The 18,541-nt window shown below is 70.6% G+C and carries 17 protein-coding genes; 1 reads left to right on the plus strand and 16 read right to left on the minus strand.

Going from position 1 to position 18,541, the window contains the following annotated elements; translation table 11 throughout:
- Positions 1-51: 51 nt before the first annotated feature.
- Entirely contained in the window at positions 52-1,194 is a 1,143-nt protein-coding gene (gene dnaN, locus WBG79_RS00735; protein WP_337355195.1) for a DNA polymerase III subunit beta, read from the plus strand.
- A gap of 10 nt (positions 1,195-1,204) precedes the next feature.
- Here the strand turns inward: dnaN and WBG79_RS00740 are convergent, their stop codons facing one another.
- The 16 genes from WBG79_RS00740 to WBG79_RS00815 all read right to left on the minus strand — a co-directional run bounded on the left by WBG79_RS00740 (position 1,205) and on the right by WBG79_RS00815 (position 18,487).
- The gene (locus WBG79_RS00740; RefSeq protein WP_337355196.1) at positions 1,205-2,509 is read right to left on the minus strand and encodes a caspase family protein; all 1,305 of its coding nucleotides are present in this window, start codon (positions 2,507-2,509) and stop codon (positions 1,205-1,207) included.
- A 130-nt stretch (positions 2,510-2,639) separates the two neighbouring features.
- Positions 2,640-3,722 (minus strand): calcium-binding protein, encoded by a 1,083-nt coding sequence (locus WBG79_RS00745; protein WP_337355197.1) that lies wholly within the window; start codon positions 3,720-3,722, stop codon positions 2,640-2,642.
- Between the two features lie 632 nt (positions 3,723-4,354).
- Complete coding sequence (locus tag WBG79_RS00750; protein WP_443147387.1) at positions 4,355-5,119, minus strand: ABC transporter ATP-binding protein; 765 nt, start codon at positions 5,117-5,119, stop codon at positions 4,355-4,357.
- The gene (locus WBG79_RS00755) at positions 5,116-5,979 is read right to left on the minus strand and encodes an ABC transporter ATP-binding protein (protein WP_337355198.1); all 864 of its coding nucleotides are present in this window, start codon (positions 5,977-5,979) and stop codon (positions 5,116-5,118) included. Before WBG79_RS00755 ends, WBG79_RS00750 begins: the two co-directional genes overlap by 4 nt.
- Complete coding sequence (locus WBG79_RS00760) at positions 5,979-6,899, minus strand: ABC transporter permease (protein WP_337355199.1); 921 nt, start codon at positions 6,897-6,899, stop codon at positions 5,979-5,981. The genes WBG79_RS00755 and WBG79_RS00760 overlap by 1 nt, the downstream gene beginning before the upstream one ends.
- Positions 6,899-7,939: an ABC transporter permease gene (locus WBG79_RS00765; protein WP_337355200.1), complete on the minus strand. Its 1,041-nt coding sequence runs from the start codon at positions 7,937-7,939 to the stop codon at positions 6,899-6,901. The genes WBG79_RS00760 and WBG79_RS00765 overlap by 1 nt, the downstream gene beginning before the upstream one ends.
- A 25-nt stretch (positions 7,940-7,964) precedes the next feature.
- Positions 7,965-9,545, minus strand: a complete 1,581-nt coding sequence (locus WBG79_RS00770; protein WP_337355201.1) for an ABC transporter substrate-binding protein — start codon at positions 9,543-9,545, stop codon at positions 7,965-7,967.
- Between the two features lie 322 nt (positions 9,546-9,867).
- Entirely contained in the window at positions 9,868-10,974 is a 1,107-nt protein-coding gene (locus tag WBG79_RS00775) for a 5-methyltetrahydropteroyltriglutamate--homocysteine S-methyltransferase (RefSeq protein WP_337355202.1), read from the minus strand.
- A gap of 22 nt (positions 10,975-10,996) precedes the next feature.
- The gene (locus tag WBG79_RS00780) at positions 10,997-11,731 is read right to left on the minus strand and encodes an ABC transporter ATP-binding protein (protein WP_337355203.1); all 735 of its coding nucleotides are present in this window, start codon (positions 11,729-11,731) and stop codon (positions 10,997-10,999) included.
- On the minus strand, positions 11,724-12,476 hold the full coding sequence (locus WBG79_RS00785) for an ABC transporter ATP-binding protein (RefSeq protein WP_337355204.1): 753 nt from the start codon (positions 12,474-12,476) through the stop codon (positions 11,724-11,726). Before WBG79_RS00785 ends, WBG79_RS00780 begins: the two co-directional genes overlap by 8 nt.
- Positions 12,473-13,501 carry a branched-chain amino acid ABC transporter permease gene (locus WBG79_RS00790; RefSeq protein WP_337355205.1) on the minus strand — a complete coding sequence of 343 codons (1,029 nt, stop codon included), beginning with the start codon at positions 13,499-13,501 and terminating at the stop codon, positions 12,473-12,475. Before WBG79_RS00790 ends, WBG79_RS00785 begins: the two co-directional genes overlap by 4 nt.
- A gap of 14 nt (positions 13,502-13,515) precedes the next feature.
- The gene (locus tag WBG79_RS00795; RefSeq protein ID WP_337355206.1) at positions 13,516-14,370 is read right to left on the minus strand and encodes a branched-chain amino acid ABC transporter permease; all 855 of its coding nucleotides are present in this window, start codon (positions 14,368-14,370) and stop codon (positions 13,516-13,518) included.
- 47 nt (positions 14,371-14,417) lie between these two features.
- Positions 14,418-15,590: an ABC transporter substrate-binding protein gene (locus WBG79_RS00800; RefSeq protein ID WP_337355207.1), complete on the minus strand. Its 1,173-nt coding sequence runs from the start codon at positions 15,588-15,590 to the stop codon at positions 14,418-14,420.
- Positions 15,591-15,637: 47 nt separating this feature from the next.
- Positions 15,638-16,423 (minus strand): GntR family transcriptional regulator, encoded by a 786-nt coding sequence (locus WBG79_RS00805; RefSeq protein ID WP_337355208.1) that lies wholly within the window; start codon positions 16,421-16,423, stop codon positions 15,638-15,640.
- Positions 16,420-17,397 carry a PDR/VanB family oxidoreductase gene (locus WBG79_RS00810; RefSeq protein WP_337355209.1) on the minus strand — a complete coding sequence of 326 codons (978 nt, stop codon included), beginning with the start codon at positions 17,395-17,397 and terminating at the stop codon, positions 16,420-16,422. Before WBG79_RS00810 ends, WBG79_RS00805 begins: the two co-directional genes overlap by 4 nt.
- Before the next feature lie 7 nt (positions 17,398-17,404).
- A complete protein-coding gene (locus WBG79_RS00815) occupies positions 17,405-18,487 on the minus strand; it encodes an aromatic ring-hydroxylating dioxygenase subunit alpha (RefSeq protein WP_337355210.1) in 1,083 nt (360 codons plus the stop codon).
- Positions 18,488-18,541 lie beyond the last annotated feature (54 nt).

The following is an 18,541-nucleotide window of genomic DNA, read 5'->3' on the forward strand; positions in this document are numbered from 1 at the left end:
CCACCCGACCGGCCGGAGACCTGCCCGGCCCAGCATCAGAGTCCGGAGATCATGAAAGTCACCGTCGAGCGGGCGCACCTCCTGAAATCGCTCAACCACGTCCACCGCGTCGTGGAGCGCCGCAACACGATCCCGATCCTCTCCAACGTGCTCCTGCGCGGGGAGGGCGGCGAGCTGAAGCTCAAGGCGACCGACCTCGACCTCGAAGTCTCCGAAGCGATCCCGGCTCTGGTGGCGGAGACCGGCGCCACCACGGTGCCGGCGCACATGCTCTACGACATCGTCCGCAAGCTGCCGGACGGCGCCCAGGTGGAGCTCGCCACCCGCAACGACGGCGCCACCCTGGACCTGAAGTCGGGCCGCTCGAAATTCTCGCTGCAGATGCTGCCCGAGCAGGATTTCCCGGACCTGACCGCCGGCACCTTCACGCACCGCTTCGCGCTGCCCGCCGCCGACCTCAAGCGGCTCGTCGACCGCACCCAGTTCGCGATCTCCACCGAGGAGACGCGCTACTACCTGAACGGCATATTCTTCCATGCGGTGGAACGCGGCGGCGACCTGCAGTTCCGTGCCGTCGCCACGGACGGCCACCGTCTGGCCCAGGCCGAGATCGTCGCCCCGCACGGCTGCGAGGGCATGCCGGGCATCATCGTGCCGCGCAAGACCGTCGGCGAGATCCAGAAGCTCGTCGAGGACCCGGACGCGCAGGTCGGCATCGAGCTCTCCGACACGAAGATCCGCTTCACCTTCGCGGGCAAGGGCGAGGGGGAGGCCGGCGCGGTGGTGCTCACCTCCAAGCTGATCGACGGCACCTTCCCGGAATACGGCCGCGTCATCCCGCAGGCCAACGACAAGGAGCTGAAGGTCGACCGCGACGAGTTCGCCGCCGCGGTGGACCGAGTGTCGACCATCTCGTCGGAACGGGGCCGCGCCGTGAAGCTGACCGTCGGCGACGGCCGGCTGGTGCTCTCCGTGGTCAACCCGGATTCCGGATCGGCCACCGAGGAACTCGGCGTCGAGTACGAGTCCGAGCCGCTCGACATCGGCTTCAACAGCCGATACCTCCTCGACATCGCCAGCCAGCTGGAGACCGGCACCGCCGTCTTCCGTCTCGCCGACCCGGGCTCCCCGACCCTCATCCACGACTTCGGCCAGACCAACGCCCTCTATGTGCTGATGCCCATGCGGGTGTGAGCCGAACGGGCTAGCGTGCCGGCCGCTCCGCCTCCCCGGCACGCCCCCGCAAGGACGCCAGGGCGGACTCCGCCGCCTCGGCGTTCGCCGGGCAGGCCAGGCGCCGGCGCATCTCCTCGACCTGCCGCAGGTTGCCGGCCCGCGCGGCATTGTCCAGGTCGCGGCGCTCCCGTTCGCAGGCCTCGGTCGTCACCCGCCGCTTGCCCTCCTCGCCGCGCAGCCGCTCCACCTCCCTGAGGCCGGTCTCCACCCGCCCGAGGCTCGCCGGACAGAGGATCTGGTTGCGCAGCGCCGCGAGCCCGGCGGCGTCGCGCGCCGCCACCAGGGCATCGATCCGTTCCGCCTCCGTGCCGCAGGCCCGGTCCTGCCGCGCCCGCACCTCCCGGTCCAGGACGTCGAGCCGGAAGCGCGCGTCGGCGGCGTAGTCGGAGCGCGGGAAGCGGGCAAGGAAGTCACGCAGGTCGTCGCTGCGGCTCGAGAAGCGCAGCCGTGCCCAGGCCGTCCCGTCCGTCTCCGCCGGGTTCAGCACGTAGGCGGCGTCGAGCGTCCCGGCGACATCGGGCACCTGCCGGCCGGCGGTCGCCTCCCGGACGTCGGCGGAAACCCGCCGGAAGAGGTCCGCGATCTCCAGATTGGGTTCGCGCAGGCGCTTGAGGAAGGCCCGGGTGAAGGGGCTGTTGCGGCTGCGCCCGTCCTCTGCGACATCGAGCGGCGCCGTCGCGTAGACGGTCAGCAGGCCGCGCGGCGCGGCGGCGCGCTGCAGCCCCCGCGGCACCGCCCCGGGTCTGGCCTCCGGGCGGGTCGACGGCGGCGGTCGACCTCCGAACGGATCGTTGCGGCAGGCATCGAAGATCATGATGCGCAGCCCGGGCACCCGGTCCTGCAGCAGCGCGCGGACGTCGTCGGCCGGCATGGCGTCGAAGCGGAGCGCGTCGGCGTCGTCGATCTTCACGTCGACGGGCATGAGGTAGTAGCGGCCCTCATGCTCGAGGGCATGCCCGGCATAGTAGACGAGGGCCACGTCGGCCCCGGCGGCCAGGCGCGAGAAGTCCCGGAGCACGTCGCGGGCGCCCGCCCGCTCCACGTCGAGGCGCGTCATCACCTCGAAGCCGAGGTCGCGCAGGGCCGCCGACACGTCCTCGGCGTCCGCGCGCGTATTCTTGAGCGCCACGATGGAACGGTAGGCGGCGTTGCCGATCACGAGCGCGACGCGGCGCTCGGACGCGGCCCAGGCGGCCGAGGACCACAGGCACGCCACGAGGGACAGGAGGACCGCGAGGGTCCGCAGAGGGCCGGGCCGGGGCCTCGGCGTCATTCACGCGACTCCGACGGAGAGGCCGCGATCCCGCGGCCGACCCTCAACCAATAGCCGGAGCCCCCGGCCGCATCAATCGCCGGGGTCGCTTGCGACGCCGGCGTGATCGCCCGGGGCGCCGGCGGGACGGTCAGGTGAAGACGAAGTCGGCCGCCGAGAAATTCGCCGCCGTGAGCGTGCCGTTCGGGTCGTCCACCAGGATGTTGATGACATGGCCGGCCGAATCGATCGCCTTGATCAGCACGTCCCCGTCCGCCCTGTTGGTCGCGAAGGCGGTCCCGGGCGCCCCCGAGCTCGAATAGCTGGTGATGCCGAGCTTCTCGAGCACGATCCGGTCGAGCCCGTCCTGCCAGTCCATGATCGTGTCCTGGCTGCCGAGTGCGCCCGCACCCTTGAACACGAACCAGTCCCCGTCGCCGCCGCCCCACAGGTTGTCGTTGCCGCCCTCGCCGAGCAGCCGGTCGAACCCGATTCCGCCATTGATGGTGTCGGCCCCATTGCCGCCGTAGAGGATGTCCCGGCCGTCCCCGCCCCACAGCTTGTCGTCGCCGTCCTCGCCGCTGATGAAGTCGTCGCCCGCATCCCCGTAGGCGAGATCCGCGCCCGAGCCGACGGAGATCCGGTCGTTGCCGTTGCCGCCGTGAGCCTCGTCCATCCCGTACTCGGAATCGAGGATGTCCGTGCCGTCGCCGCCGTCAAGGAAGTTGTTGCCGTCGCCGCCGTCGACGCTGTCGTCGCCGATGCCGCCATAGACTCGGTCGTTGCCGGACTGGCCCTTCAAGGCGTCGTTGCCGGCTTCGCCGTAGATCGTGTCGTTGCCGGCCCCCCCGCCGACCGCCTGCTGGGTGAGGACGCCGGTCGCCGGGTCGATGCGGTTGTTGAAGCCGTCGTTGCCGTCCCCGGCATAGATGAGGTCGTCCCCGTAGCCGCCGACGATGTAGTCCTCGCCGGCGCCGGCGCGAATGGTATCGTTGCCGGCCCCCGCCAGGATGTGGTCGTGGCCGTCCCCGGCGTCGATCAGGTCGAACCCGTCGTAGGTCACCAGGAGGTCGTTTCCGAGCCCGCCGTTGAGCTGGTTGTTGCCCGCGCCGCCGTCGAGCGTGTCGTTGCCGTCGAGGCCGAAGAGCGTGTCGTTGCCGTCGGACCCGGAGAGGCTGTCAGCCAGCAAGGTGCCCGTCAGGTAATCGTTCAGCAGCGTTCCCTTCAGGATCATCGAGTTCCCTCCCCCGTTCCAACCGGCGCCCGATGATCCGGCCAATTGAGGCTTCTTCGCGACCGTCCTGTGTAGTCCTGGTCGGGCCGCGGATCTGCTTTATCTGTCAAGCACGATGCCATTCTATTACCCGATTTCGACGAAGAGAACTGAAGCGGATCATCGACATCTGGACCGCTGCGCCGCGGGGGCGGCCGCTCGAACGGAGGTGATTCGGCTTCGGCCCCGTGGTGACGCCGGCCGGGATCTCCGGCGACCGGCCCCCTTGCCCGCGTCGCCGCGCCGGCCGCCGCGGCAGGTGGCGGGCAGCCCGTCGGGCGTCAGTCTATCGTCAGTCTAGACAGGCCGGCCGGCGCCGACCGACCCCTGTATTGCTCGTATTCTTGACTATCGCGGCGATCTCACTAAAATTTTTGATATGCACGATCTGTCTCGCGTTCTGCGCATCATCCGATTGAACCTGACGGCCGACCTCCGCCGTGCCTTGCGGTCCCTGCGCAGCTTGCGGCAGCCGCCGCCGCGACGGCGATACCGTTAGGGTTCGATCGGACAGAACCAGAGTCTTCCCGAAAACTCCTTACATCCGCTGGGCAACAGCGAGGTCAGGCGTTCCGTCTTGATCGGAACGTACGTCAGCCCCGACCCGCGGCGGTCGCATCCGGCCCGTAGGCTTCGCTCGCGGCCAGGAGTTCGCGCGCATAGTCGTGCCGCACGTCGCCGCTGCGCAGCGCATCCGCCGCGAAGGCGTCGACCACCTGCCCCTGCCGCATCACGGCGACCCGGTCGCACATGTGCGCCACCACGGCGAGGTCGTGGCTGACGAGCACGTAGGTGAGCCGCCGCTGCTCGCGCAGATCCGAAAGGAGATTCAGCACCTCGGCCTGCACGGAGACGTCGAGCGCCGAGGTCGGCTCGTCGAGCAGCAGCACCTCCGGCTCCAGCATCAGCGCCCGCGCGATGGCGACTCGCTGCCGCTGCCCGCCCGACAGCTGGTGCGGATAGCGGAAGCGGGCGGAGCGCGGCAGGCCGACCGCGTCGAGCGCCGCCTCCACGGCGCCGGGCGACCGGGCGAGGCCCTGGTTGTGAAGCGGCTCCAGGAGCTGCGCCTGGATGGTCTGGCGCGGATGCAGCGAGCCGTAGGGGTCCTGGAACACCATCTGGACCCGCTTGAAGAACCCGCGCGGCCGGTGCGGCGGCAGTGTCGTGCCGTCCAGCCGGATCTCCCCCGTGTAGTCGGGGTTGAGCCCCGCTAGCGCCCGCAGCACGGTGGACTTGCCGCTGCCGGACTCGCCCACGAGCCCGAAGGCGCTGCCGCCCTCGACCGTGAAGCTCACCCGGTCGACGGCCGCCGGCCCGTCCGGGGCGAAGCGGACCGTCAGGTCCCTGACCTCGATCACGGGCCCGCCTCCCCGCCGGTCAGCCAGGACGGGTCGCGGACCATCACCGGCAGGCGCCGCTGAGGGTGGCGGATCGACGGCAGCGACGCGAGGAGCGCGCGGGTATACGGATGCCCGGCCCGGTCCAGGTCGGCGGCGGCCAGCGTCTCCACGATGCGGCCGGCATACATGATGATCACCCGGTCGCAGAAGCGGCGCACCAGGTTGAGGTCGTGGCTGATGAAGATCAGCCCCATGCCGCGACTGGCGATCAGGTCGTCGAGCAGCGCCAGCACCTCCAGGCGCACCGTCACGTCGAGCGCCGAGGTGGGTTCGTCGGCGATCAGCAGGTCGGGCCCGGAGACCAGCATCATGGCGATCATGACGCGCTGCCCCATGCCGCCCGAGACCTCGTGCGGATAGAGGCCGGCCACGCGCGCCGGGTCGCGGATCTTCACCGCCTCCAGGATTGCCAGCGTCCGCTCCCGCGCCTCGCGCGCCGCGGCGCGCCCGGGATGGTGCAGCCGCCAGGACTCCGCGATTTGCTCGCCCACCGTCATGACCGGGTTCAGCGAGTATTTCGGATCCTGCATGATGAGCCCCATGCGGCGCCCGCGCAGGTCCATCATCTGCCGCTCGCTCGCCGCCACGAGGTCCACGTCCCGGAAGCGCAGCCGGTCGGCCGAGAGCTGCGCGGCCGGCGGCAGCAGGCGCATGACCGCGCGGCCGACGGTCGACTTGCCGGCCCCGGATTCGCCCACGATGGCGACCTTCTCGCGCCCGACCGTGAAGGACACGTCCCGCACCACCGGCACGGGGTTCGCGCCGCGCCCGAAGGCGATGCGCAGGTTGCGGGCCTCGACGAGCGGCGCCTCCGGCATCACGACCCCCGCGGGTCGAGGACGTCGCGCAGCGCGTCGCCGACCAGGTTGAAGGCGAGGCTCACGGCCGCGATCGCCAGGCCCGGGGCCATGACCACCCAGGGGCTGTCGATCATGAACTCCCGACCGGTGGAGACCATCGCGCCCCATTCCGGCATCGGCGGCTTGGCGCCCAGCCCCAGGAAGCCGAGCCCGGCCGCGGTCAGGATCACGCCCGCCATGCCGAGCGTGACGCGCACCACCACGGACGGCAGGCACATGGGCACGACGTGCCGGACGATGATGCGTGCCGGGCTCGCCCCCTGCAGCCGCACGGCGGCGATGAAGTCGGCCTGCCGGAGCCCGAGCGCCTCGGCGCGGGCGAGCCGCGCGATAGGCGGCCAGGCGGTGAGCGCGATCGCGATGATGGCATTGGTGATGCCGGCCCCGAGCGCGGCCGCGAAGCCGAGCGCCAGGACTAGGCCGGGCAGGGCGAGGAAGACGTCCGTGATGCGCATCAGGATCTCGTCGGCCCAGCCGCCGAGATAGCCGGCGCAGACGCCGACTACGAGCCCGATGGGGGCGACGATGACGGTGACGAGGACGATGATGGTGATCGTCGTGCGGGCCCCGTAGACGAGCCGGGCGAAGATGTCCCGGCCGAACTCATCGGTGCCGAGCCAGTGCGCCGCGGAGGGTGGCGCGAGCCGGCCCATCATGTCCTGGACGGCGGGATCGTAGGGGGTGAGCCAGGGCGCCGCCGCGGCGGCGAAGACCAGCAGCAGGATCACCGCCAGCCCGACGACCCCGAGCGGGTGCAGCGCGAACTGGACGGCGCCGCGCCAGGCCTGCTGGGCGGCGGCCTGCAGGACGCCGTCCGGCGTCTCCGACCGGAGCCAGGCCGAGAGCCCGGTGGGCGGCGGGGTGGCGTCGGTCAGCATCAGCGCGTCCTCGGGTCGAGGATCCGGTAGAGCCGGTCCGACACGATGTTGATGACGAGGACCAGGATGCCGGTGAGCAGGACCGAGCCCATGACCACGTTCATGTCGTTCATGGTGAGCCCGCGGGTGAGATACTGGCCGAGGCCCGGCCAGCCGAACACCGTCTCGATCAGCACCGCCCCCTCGATCAGCCCGCTGAAGGTCAGCGCCAGAACGGTCAGGAGCTGGACCCGGATGTTGCGGAAGGCGTGACCCCAGATCATGCCCCGCCGGGACACGCCCTTGGCCCGGGCGGCGACGATGTATTCCTGGCCGAGCTGCTCCAGCATGAAGCTGCGGGTCATCCGGCTGATATAGGCGACCGAATAGTAGCCCAGGATGGAGCCCGGCAGGACGATGTGCCCGAGCGCGTCCCGGAAGATCTCCCATTCGCGGGCGAGCGCGGTGTCGACCAGCAGCAGCCCCGTCACCGGCTCGACCAGGCCCTCGTTGAGGACGTCGATGCGGCCGGAGGCGGCGACCCACTGCAGCTTCGAATAGAAGACGAGGAGGCCGACGAGGCCGAGCCAGAAGATCGGCACCGAATGTCCGGCGAGCCCGACGACGCGCGCCACATGGTCGACGAGGCGGCCCCGGTTCGCCGCCGCCGCGACGCCCAGCGGCACGCCCAGGAGGGCTCCGACCGCGATCGCCACGAAGGCGAGCTCCAGCGTCGCCGGGAAGACCGCCATCAGGTCGGTCAGCACCGGACGGCCGGTCGTCAGCGAGTTGCCGAGATGCCCGGTCAGCACGTTGCCAACATAGGAGAAGAACTGCTGCCAGACCGGGCGGTCGAGGCCGAGCTGCTGGTAGACCCGGTCGTAGGTCGCCTTGTCGACCTCAGAGCCCGTCACGGCCAGCACCGGATCGGCCGGCAGGAGGCGGCCCATCAGGAAGGTCAGCAGCAGGAGCCCGGCGAGCGTGACGGCGACCGACGCCGCCTTGCCCGACAGGGCCCTGAGGCCGGGCGCACGCGCGGGGCCGGTGAGGGCCGTCGCCATGGTGAACCTCCCTGCGCGGGCCGCGTCAGTTCTTCTTCACGTCGAACCAGCGGGTCGACCAGGTCGGATGCCCGACGTAGCCGGTGACGCCCTTCTTCAGCACGTAGGGGTCGGTCCGCTGCATCACCACGATGATGGGCGGCTTCAGGGCCTTGAAGTCCGTGTCAATCTTCTCGAACAGGGCCTTGCGCTTCGCCGGGTCGGTTTCGCCCTTGCTCTGGTCGACCAGCTTGGTCAGCTCAGGCGCGTCGAAGGCGGAGCGCCAGAGATAGTAGCCACCGAGCTTCGCCTCGTCGCGGTTGTCCGGGTTGTAGGCATACTGGCTGAGCGTGCCGAACGGGTCCGGCAGCCGCGAGCCGGAGTTGCCGACCAGGACCTGGTACTTGCGGGCCCGGTAGTCCGGCACGTGCTCGCCGGGCACCACCTCGAAGTCGACGCCCGCCTTCCTGGCGCTCGCCTGCAGGGCCACCGCCATCTTGAGGAGCGGCTCGCCGGACGGGAACAGCACCTTCTTGAGGCCGTCCGGGTAGCCCGCCTGGGCCAGCAGGGCCCGGGCCTTCTCGGGGTCGTACTCGTAGCCGGCCGGCTCGCCCGCGGGCGCGCCCGGCATGCCCTTCGGGATGATCGACTGCCAGGGGAAGCCGTTGTACTTCATCGTGGTGGCGGTCAGCGCCTTCCAGTCCAGGATGTGCTGGAAGGCCTCGCGCACCAGCGGCTTTTGCAGGTCGGGGTCCTGCATGTTGAGCGCGATGTAGTAGAAGCCGAGGCCCGGGCCGGGATCGACGGTCGCGCCCTTCGCCTCCAGGGCCTCCACGTCGCCGCTCGCCACGTACTGGCCGACGTCGACGTCGCCGGCCTCGAGCTGCAGGCGCAGGTTGCCGGACTCCGGGATGTGGCGCATGACCACCCGCCGCATCGCCGGGGTCCCGCGCCAGTAGTCGGTGCGCGCGTCGCAGAGCAGGATGTCGTTCGGACGCCACTGGGTCAGCTTGTAGGGGCCGCTGCCCGCGCTGTTGCTCTTCAGCCAGTTCTGCGCCAGGTCGCCGTTGGTCTCGTTCTTGAGCGCCGTCTGCTTGTCGATGATGCCGAGCGAGGCGCCCGCCAGCGAGAAGAGGACGAGGTCGATCGCCACCGGCTGGGGCAGCTTGACCACCAAGGTCTGCGGGTCGGGCGCCTGCACCAAGCCCTCGACATTGTCCTTGGTGAAGCCCCAGAGCATGAAGTCGGCCGCCCCGACCCCGCCCATCCTGACGGCCCGCTGCAGCGTCCAGGCCGCGTCCTCGGCCGTCACCGGGTTGCCGGACGAGAAGGTCGCGCCCTTGCGCAGCTTGAAGGTGATCGTCCGCTTGTCGTCCGAGACCGCCCAGGACTCCGCCAGCATCGGCCGGATCTGCGTCAGGTCGCCGGGCGGCACCTCGACGAGGTTGTCGTAGAGGTTGGACAGCACCTCGGAGGGCGTGCGCGCATTGATGGCGGCGGGGTCGAGCGACGGGACCGCGCTGAGCGTCGTGCCGATCACCAGCGCGTTCGGGGGCGACGCCGCGGAGGCGGGCGACGCGGAAAGGAGCGCGGCCGCCGCCGCGCCGGCCAGGAAATGGATCTTCAAGGGGTATCCTCCCGATGCTCCGCCCCTCGGGCGTTGTTCGCGCCGGATCTCCGCCCGGCTCGACGGTACGGACCGGCCCAGCCGCTCCCCACCCGGGACAACTTTCCCGAACCCCGCAAAGCTGTCAATAGTTGACTGGCCTGTCAATTGACGCCGATACTCGATGAGATCAACAAAAACACCATAAAACAGATACTTAAGAGAATATCGAACCAGCCGCCAAGAACAGCTTATGACAAGTGAATGGCGCGGGTCGGCACCCGCCGCGGGTGGATCGGCCGGGTCCGGCGCACCGACGCCGCGCGGACCCGGCCTTTCGGCCTCAGCCCCAGACCTCCCGGGCGATCTCGACGATCATGGCGAGCTTCGCCCACTGCTCATCCTCGGCCAGCACGTTGCCCTCCTGGGTCGACGCGAAGCCGCACTGGGGCGACAGGCAAAGCTGGTCGAGGCCGACATACTTCGTCGCCTCCTCGATGCGGCGCTTCACGTCGTCCTTGTTCTCCAGCACGCCGGTCTTCGAGGTGACGAGGCCGAGCACGACCGTCTTGCCCTTCGGCAGGAACCGCAGGGGCTCGAAGCCGCCGGCGCGGTCGGTGTCCCACTCCATGAAGTAGCCGTCGACCGGCATGGTATTGAAGAGAATCTCGGCGACCGGTTCGTAGCCGCCCGACGCGATGAAGGTCGAACGGAAGTTGCCGCGGCAGAGATGCATGGTGATCGTCAGGTCGGCGGGCTTTTCCGCGAGCGCGGTCCGGACCATGCCGGCATAGATCTCCGGCTGGTGCTCCGGGTCGTCGCCGCGGGCGCGCAGCATCTCGCGCTGCTCGGGGTCGCAGAGATACGCGAAGGAGATGTCGTCGAGCTGCAGATAACGGCAGCCGGCGCCGTAGAAGTCCTTCACGGCCTTGGCGTAGGCGGCGCCGACGTCGCCGTAGAAGGCGTCCATCTCCTTGTAGACACCGGCGTTGATCATCTTCCGGCCGCCCCGGTAGTGCAGCATGCTCGGGCCCGGAATGGTCATCTTCGGCGTCGAGCCGGCCGAAACGTTGTCCTTCAGGAACCGGAAGTGCTCGATCATCGGATGGCCGGAATAGCCGACCTTGCCGGTGATGCGCAGGGCCTTGGGGACGCCGACGCCGCCCTTGAAGTTCATGCCGCTGTCGCCGTCGATGGAGACGACGCCGTCGAGCTGCTCGAGGAAGTCGAAATGCCAGTAGGCACGGCGGAACTCGCCGTCCGTGATGCCCTTCAGGCCGATCTCCTCCTGGCGGCGGATGATCTTGCGGATCTCCTCGTCCTCCACGGCCTTCAGCGCCGCGGCGTCAATCTGCCCGGCGGCGCGTTTCTCGCGCGCCTCCTTGAGCGGGGCGGTGCGCAAGAGACTGCCGACCATGTCGGCGCGGAACGGCGGGCGGGTGCGTTGCATCGGGTTTCCTCCCTCGATGGGTTCAATGGGCGGCGGCGCGGGCCGGCCCCTTGCGGGCCGCCACGCCGAGGTGCAGTTCCAAGGGCGCCGGATCCTCGATCAGGGCGCGGCTGGAGCTCGCGTGCACGATCGTCCCGCGGTCGAGGATGACGGCGTCGTCCGTGACCCCGAGGATCTTCTGCGCGTGCTGCTCGACGACGATGGCCGACAGCCCCTCGTCGCGGATGATCCGCTTCAGCGCCCCGAGCAACTCCTCCACGATGATCGGCGCGAGCCCCTCGGTCGGCTCGTCGAGCAGGATCAGCCGCGGGTTCAGCACCAGCGCCCGGGCTACCGCCAGCATCTGCTGCTCGCCGCCGGAGAGCTGGTTGCCCATGTTGCGCCGGCGCTGCTCGAGCCGGGGGAAGAGGCCGTAGACCCGCCGCACGTCCCACGGACCCGGCCGGGCGACCGCGGTCAGATTCTCCTCGACGGTCAGCGACTTGAAGATGTTGCGCTCCTGCGGCACCCAGCCGATGCCGGCCACGGCCCGCCGGTCCGGCCGGACGCCCGTGATGTCGCGGCCGTCGAGCGCGATCGTCCCGCCCCGGTGGCGCGTGACCCCGATGATGGTGTTGAGGAGCGTCGTCTTGCCGGTGCCGTTGCGGCCGAGGACGGCCAGCGACCGCCCCGGCGCGAGGGCGAGGTCGATGCCGGAGACGACCACCGCCTCGCCGTAGCCGGCCGAGACGCGCGAGAGCGTCAGGAGATCAGGCATCGACCGCCTCCCCGAGATAGACCGCCTTGACGCGCGGGTCGGTCGACACCGCCGCGACCGTGCCCTCCGTGAAGAGCCCGCCGTTGACCAGAACCGAGATCCGGTCCGCAAAGGAGAAGACCAGGTCCATGTCGTGCTCGATCAGGAGGACGGAGACGTCGCGCGGCAGCGCCGCGACGGTCGCCAGCAGCTCCTGCCGCTCCGCCTCCGGAACGCCCGCCGCGGGCTCGTCCAGGAGCAGCACGCGCGGCCGGCACGCGAAGGCGACTGCGATCTCCAGGAGCCGCTGCTTGCCGTACGCGAGCGTCTTCGTGGGCTCGTGCAGGACGTCGGTCAGCCGGAACCGTTCGGCGATCTCGACCACCTCCTCGGTGACGGCCCGCTTGGAGCCGATCACGCGCCACCAGTCCCGCCCGCTGCCGAGCCGCTCCGACACCGCGAGCCCGATCGTCTCGACCGGCGTGAAGGTGGGGAAGAGCTGGTTGATCTGGAAGGTGCGCGCGATCCCCCGGGCGACGCGCCGCTCCGGGCCGAGGCGCGTGATGACCTCGCCGTCGAGCAGGATCTGACCGGCGCTCGGGGCCAGCACGCCGGTCAGGAGGTTGATGAAGGTCGTCTTGCCGGCCCCGTTCGGACCGATCAGCGCATGCCGCGCGCCCGTCTCGAGGCGGAACGACACATTGTCCGTCGCCGTGATGCCGCCGAAGCGCTTGATCAGGCCGCGGGTCTCCAGGACGGTCGTCATGCCCGCGCCCTCTCGGGCTCGTCGGCGGCGGTCCGGCCGCGGCCGGTGCGAAGGCCGCCCGCCAGCCCCCGCAGCCTCTCGGTAATACCCTCCCGGCCGGCGAGCACCAGCACGACCAGGATCAGGCCTATCCAGAATTGCCAGTATTGCGGCGTCCAGCCCGACAGGACGTCCTGCAGCACCTTGAAGACGATCGCCCCGACGAGCCCGCCGTACAGATAGCCGACCCCGCCGATCACGAGCACCAGGAGCACGTCCGCCGACCGGTGGAACGCGAGAACGTCGAGGGACACGAAGGCCGTCGTCTGCGCCAGCAGGCCGCCCGCCACCCCCGCATAGGCGGCCGCCAGCGTGTAGACGGCGACGAGCCGCCGGTTCACCGGAATGCCGACCGCCCGGGCCCGCAGTGGATTGTCCCGGATGGCCCTGAGCGACAGCCCGAACGGGGACGCCACGATCCGCCGGGCGAGCACGAACAGCACGAAGGTGACCGTCAGGCTGTACGCGAACGCGACCGTGCCGAAGATGTCGAACTCGAAGCGGCCGAGGATCGGCCCCATGGCGATCCCCTGCAGCCCGTCCGCGCCGCCGGTCAGCCAGGACTCGCGGTTGGCGACCTCGGCGAGGATGAGCGCTACCCCGAGCGTGACCATCAGCTTGGTCAGGTCCGCCCCACGCAGCACCAGGAAGCTCGTCAGGAGCCCGAGCACGGCGGCCGCCGCCGCGGCGACCAGGAGCCCGACGACCGGTTCCCCCACCCCGTGCTTGGCGAGGAGCCCGGCCACGTAGGCGCCGAGCCCGAAGAAGGCCGCGTGGCCGAGCGACACGATCCCGGCGTAGCCGAGGATCAGGTCGAGCGACACCGCGAAGAGGCCGATGATGGCGATCTCGTTCAGGATCAGATGGCGGTCCGGGAGGAGCCACAGGGTCGAGGCGGCGGCGAGCCAGAAGAGGACCTCCAGCACGCCCCACCGGCCCCTGCGGGCGAGGGCGCGGCCGACGGCGGCGACGGTGTCGGAGGGCATGCGCGGTCCTCGGTCTAGCGGGCGCGGGCGAACAGGCCCTGCGGACGCAGGACCAGGACGACGATCATGAGCGAGTAGATGACGAAGCCGCCGAGGCCCGGCACGTAGTACTTGCCGGCGACGTCGGCGATGCCGAGCAGGAGCGAAGCCAGGAAGGGGCCCGTGATGCTGGTGGTCCCCCCGACCGTGACGACGATCAGGAAGTAGATCATGAACTTCAGCGGGAAGGTCGGGTCGAGCCCGAGGATCTCGGCCCCGAGGGCGCCGCCGAGGCCGGCGAGCCCGGACCCCACCGCGAAGGTGGTGGCGAAGATCATCGAGACGTTGATGCCCAGCCCGCGCGCGACCCGCGGGTCGTCGACGGCCGCCCGGAGCCGGCTGCCGAACCGGGTCTTCGACAGCACGAGCTGGAGGAGGACGACGAGCACGCCGCAGACCGCGATGATGAAGCTGCGGTAGAGCCCGACCTGGATGCCGAGCACCTCCACCCGGCCCTGGAGCCAGGACGGCAGGGTGATAAACTGCTGCTGCGATCCCATCGTCCAGTCGACCGCCGCGACCGCCATGAAAACGAGCCCGATCGAAAACAGCACCTGGTCGAGGTGGGTGCGGTTGTAGAGCCGCACGTAGAGCGTCCGCTCCAGCACGAGCCCGATCGCCGCCGGCACCAGGAACGCGAAAGGCAGGGTGGCGAGGAACGGCAGCCCGCCCCGGTTCATCAGGATCGCGGTCACGTAGCCGCCCGCCATCGCGAAGGCGCCGTGCGCGAGGTTGACGAAGTTCATGAGCCCGAGCGTCACCGCGAGCCCCGCCGCGAGCACGAAGAGCAGCATGCCGTAGGCCACGCCGTCGAACAGGATCGTGAGCACGCTCGGACCTTCCTTCTTTCCGCCCCGTCCCCGGCCGGGCCCGCCGGTCAGTTCGCCTTGGCGGCCTTGACCGGGTCCTTGACGTTCGGGATCGTCGCGAATTCGACGTTGAAGAGCTCGCCGCCGACCCGTTCCACCTTGCGCACGTAGATGTTCTGCACGATGTCGCGCGTCTGCGGGTCGATCGACACCGGCCCGCGCGGGCTCGTCCAGCTCATCCCCTTCATGGCCTCGACCAGCGCCTCCCCGCCGGCGCCGTTGGTCTTCTTCAGCCCCTCGTAGACGAGGTGCATGCCGTCGAAGCCGCCGACCGCCATGAAGTTCGGCCGGAACCCGGCCGCCTTCCGGAAGGCCTCCACGAAGGCCTTGTTCTCCGGGCTGTCATGGGCGGCGGAGTAGTGGTGGGTGGTGATCGCCCCGAGGGCCGCGTCGCCCATGCCGTTGAGGAGGTCGTCGTCGGTCACGTCGCCGGGGCCGATCAGGCGGATGCCCGACTTGTCGAGGCCGCGCTCGACGAACTGGCGCATGAACTGCGCGCCGACGCCGGAGGGCACGAAGACGAAGAGCGCGTCCGGCTTGGCGTCCGCCACCTTCTGGAGGAAGGGCGAGAAGTCCGGGTTGGCGAGCGGCACCCTCAGCGTCTCCACTTGGCCAGTCTTGCCGAAGCTCCCCACGAAGGCCTTCTCGGCGTCGATGCCCGGGCCGTAGTCGGAGACCAGCGTCACCACCTTCCTGATGCCGTTCTGCGCCGCCCATTCGGCCATCGGCTGGGTCGCCTGCGGCAGCGTGAAGCTCGTCCGCACGATGAAGGGCGAGGCCTCCGTGATGGTGGCGGTGGCGGCCGCCATGACGACCTGCGGCACCTTGGCCTGGGTGGCGAGCGGCGCGGTGGAGAGCGCCAGCGGGGTCAGGCCGAAGCCGGCCAGCACCGACACCTTGTCGTTGACGATCAGCTCCTGGGCGAGGCGCTTGGTGACGTCCGCCACCCCGGTGTCGTCTTTGACGATGAGCTGCACCTTGCGGCCCGCGACCGTGTCGCCCTTCTGCGCCATGTAGAGCTTGGCGGCTGCCTCGATCTGCCGGCCGGTCGACGCGAAGGGCCCGGTCATCGGCAGGATCAGGCCGATCTTCAGGGCGTCCTGCGCGGCCGCCGGGCCGGCGAGGCCCGCCACGAGCGCGGCGCCGGCCAGGGTCATCAGGGTCCTGCGGTCCATGGTCATTCCTCCCGTGCTGGTCGGCCCTCTCGCGTGGCCGTTTCGGATGCCCTTCAGCGCTCGGCCCCGCGCCGGATCAGCGCGGCGCCGGGGACGAGGTCGAGGGCGCCCTCGCTGGTGAGCGCCCGTTCGAGATTGCGATGCGCGATCCGCGCGTGCTCGCGCATGATCGCTTCCGCCCGCGTGCCCTCGCGCCGCTCGATGGCGGCGAGCACGGTGCGGTGCTGGTCCTGCGCCACGGTCAGGATGTGGTGCGATTCCGGCGAGCGCGTCTGCACTGGCACGAGAGCGCTCGGCGACGCGAAGGGGAGCGCCCCGGCGAGCTCGATCTCGCGGGCGAGCGTCCGGCTCTGCGCCATGGCGATCACGCCGGCATGGAAGCGGGCGTTGAGCTCGACGTAGCGCTGGATGTCGACGTCGACCGTCTCGCGGCGGACGACGCCGTCGATCTCGTCCAGCACCTCGCGCGCCCGGCGGATCTCGGCGGCCGGAACCCCCCGCTCGGCGGCGAAGCGGGCCGCGAGCCCCTCGAGCGTGCCGCGGATCTCGATCGCGACCATCACCTCGCGCTCCGAGAAGGCCTTGACGGCATAGCCGCCGGACGCGATCGCCTCGACGAGCCCCTCCTGTTCGAGCCGGACCAGCGCGGCGCGCACCGGCGTGCGCGACACCCCGAGCCGGTCGACCATCTGCAGCTCGGAGACGCGCTCGCCCGGCTTCAGCGCGCCCTTGACGATCAGGTCGCGCAGGAGGAGCAGCGTCTTCAGGGTCTGCGACGGCGATTTGTCGCCCGCAGGTACGGGGCGGGCCGTCGGGGCTTCGGCGACCGGCCGGCTCATGGCGCCGCCCTGTCGCCGGTGTCGAGCACGAGCGCGCCGCCCGAGGCCCGCGACACGCAGGTGCACAGCTTCCGGTTCTCGGCCTTCTCGGCCTCCGAGAAGAACACGTCGCGGTGGTCGACCCGGCCCTCGGCGGCGAGGATGGGCAGGGCGCAGAGCCCGCATTCGCCGCGGCGGCAGTCCGAGATCATCTCCACGCCGGCCGCCTCCAGGGCCTCCAGGAGCGTCCGGTTGGCGGGCACCAGGATCTCGCGGCCGAGCCGTGGGATGCGCACCGTAAAGGCCTCGGTGGCGTAGCGCCCGCTGTTGCCGAAGGTCTCGAAGCGGAGTTGGTCCGCCGGCCGGCCGCTCGCCGCCCAGGCCTGCTTGGCCGCCTCGAGGAGCCCGATCGGGCCGCAGACGTAGAACTCGCCCCCCGGCACGAGCCGCGCGATCTCGGCCGAAAGGTCGACCCGCCGCCCCTCCGCGTCCACGAAGGTCTCGAGGCGAGTCCCGATGCGGGCGCGCAGGTCGTCCGCGAAGGCGAGGTCGCGGTTGGCGCGCACCGCGTAGAGGAGGCGGAAGTCCGCGCCGGCTTCGGCGAGCGCGAGCGCCATCGAGTAGATCGGCGTGATGCCGATGCCGCCGGCGAGCAGCAGGTAGCCCGGCCGGTCGCGGCCGAGCTCGAAGTGGTTGCCGGGCGTCGAAACCGTCATCCGGGCGCCCGGTGCGAGGGTCCACATGTAGGCGGAGCCGCCGCGGCTCTCCGGCAGGCGCTTCACCGCGATGCGCCAGCGTCCGTCGCGGCAGGGCCCAACGGTGGAATAGGAGCGCATGTCGGCGCGCTCCCCGATCCTGACCGTCACATTGACGTGGCTGCCGGGGGTCGGCGCCACGAAGGGACCCGCCGGCTCGATTTCGAAGAGCCGGATGTCGGGGGTCAGGTCCCGTGTCGCGATCAGCCGCGCGTCGCGCCAGTCGAGCCGCTCCGCCATCGCCGCCTCACTCGGCCGCCTGGCTCGGCACCAGGGCCGGCCCGCCGCCCTCGCGCTCGAGCATCCGGTCGATCAGCCGCCGGGCCCAGAGCGCGCCCGCGTCGATGTTGAGGTTGTAGAAGGGCAGGCGCGGATTGCGGTCGATCGCCTTCTGCTGCGCCTCCAGCACCGTGAAGTCCTGGTCGTAGACGCCCTCGCCGTCGTTGACATGGGCGCGCTGGATGGCGCGGGTCAGCGCCTCGTCGTCCGTCCTGAAGGTACGCACGAAGTTCCAGAAATAGTGGCAGGTCGTCTCGGTCTCCGGCGTGATGGCGGCCAGGAACGTGCCGTTGACCCCCTGCGAGCGGTCGCCCTCCGGTGCGCCCGTGCCGGTGACCGCCACGCCGACGTCGCCGGCGATGACCGACGGGGCCTGGAAGTGGATGATCTGCCAGCGGTCCACCTTCGCGCCCGGCCGGTCGAGCTGCTTGGCCCAGAAGGGCGGCGGGTCGATGCCGATCATCCAGCGGGTGACCGTCGCGGTCCTCTCCGTGTGGGTCACCTCGAAGGGCGTGCCCGTGATCGCCTCGTCGCCGATGGAGCCGGCATGCACGTAGGTCTCGTGGGTCAGGTCCATCAGGTTGTCGACGACGAGCCGATAGTCGCATTTCAGCGAATAGGCGGTCCCGCCCTCGCCGACCCAGTCGGTGCCGTCGTTCCAGTGGAAGTCCGGGACCAGCGCCGGATCCGCCAGCGCCGGGTCGCCCGGCCAGATCCAGACGAGCCGGTGCCGCTCGACCACCGGGTAGGCGCGCACGCAGGCCGAGGGGTTGATGGTCTTCTGCGCCGGCATGTAGGTGCAGCGGCCGGCCGCGTTGAACACGAGCCCGTGGTAGCCGCAGACGACCTCGTCGCCCTGCAGATGGCCCATGGAGAGCGGCAGCAGCCGGTGCCAGCAGGCGTCCTCGAGGGCCGCCACGATGCCGTCCTGCCGGCGGTAGAGCACCACGTCCCGGCTGCACACGGTGCGGGCCGCGAGGCTCCGGCCGATCTCGTGCCCCCAGGCGGCGGCATACCAGGCGTTCAGCGGAAACGTCTTCGCGTCGGGCATGGGTGGATCCTCCTGGCCGGCAGGATGTATACAGGTCCGGGCCGTTTCAAGCCC

Source organism: Prosthecomicrobium sp. N25 (genome assembly GCF_037203705.1).
GTDB lineage: Bacteria > Pseudomonadota > Alphaproteobacteria > Rhizobiales > Ancalomicrobiaceae > Prosthecodimorpha.